Below are 589 nucleotides of genomic sequence, written 5' to 3' on the forward strand. Positions count from 1 at the left end.
GCGACCGTGTTCTCGCGCACCGGCGAGATCCGTGCCCGTACCTCGGTCGCCCCGGCCGAATACAGGCTCACCCCCGCCCAGGAGAACGGCAGCACCGTCTGCCCGTCACCGACCACCAACGGCGCGTGCAACACCGCGTCCAGCAACGCCGGATGCACCCCGAACCCCGCCGCGTCCCCATGCGCCTGCTCGGGCAACGCGACCTCGGCGAACACCTCCTCACCACGCCGCCAGACCGCCCTCAGCCCCTGGAAGACCGGCCCGTACTCATACCCCATGCCCAGCAACACCTCGTAGGCATCGCCCACCTCCACCGCCACCGCATCGGCCGGCGGCCACTGCGCCAGCTCGAACCCCGCCACCGGCAGCGGCTCCGCGCTCAGCAGACCCTCGGCATGGCCCGTCCACGGCGCCGTGGCGTCGTTTTCCGGACGCGAGTGAATCGAGACCGCCCTGCCGCCCGACTCCTCCTGCGCGCCGACGACGACCTGGACCTGCACCCCACCCTCGACGGGCAGCACCAGCGGAGCCTGCAACGTCAGCTCCCGCACCAGCGGCCGGCCCACCTCGGCCCCGGCCCGCAACACCA

Annotated in this window: 1 protein-coding gene; it reads right to left on the bottom strand. The window is 72.8% G+C overall.

The features are described 5' to 3' along the window. Positions 1 to 589 (bottom strand): polyketide synthase dehydratase domain-containing protein (locus tag ACTOQ1_RS42945; protein WP_440074394.1); only part of this gene is annotated, 589 nt, incomplete at both ends.

Source organism: Streptosporangium sp. OZ121 (assembly GCF_051918885.1).
GTDB lineage: Bacteria > Actinomycetota > Actinomycetes > Streptosporangiales > Streptosporangiaceae > Streptosporangium.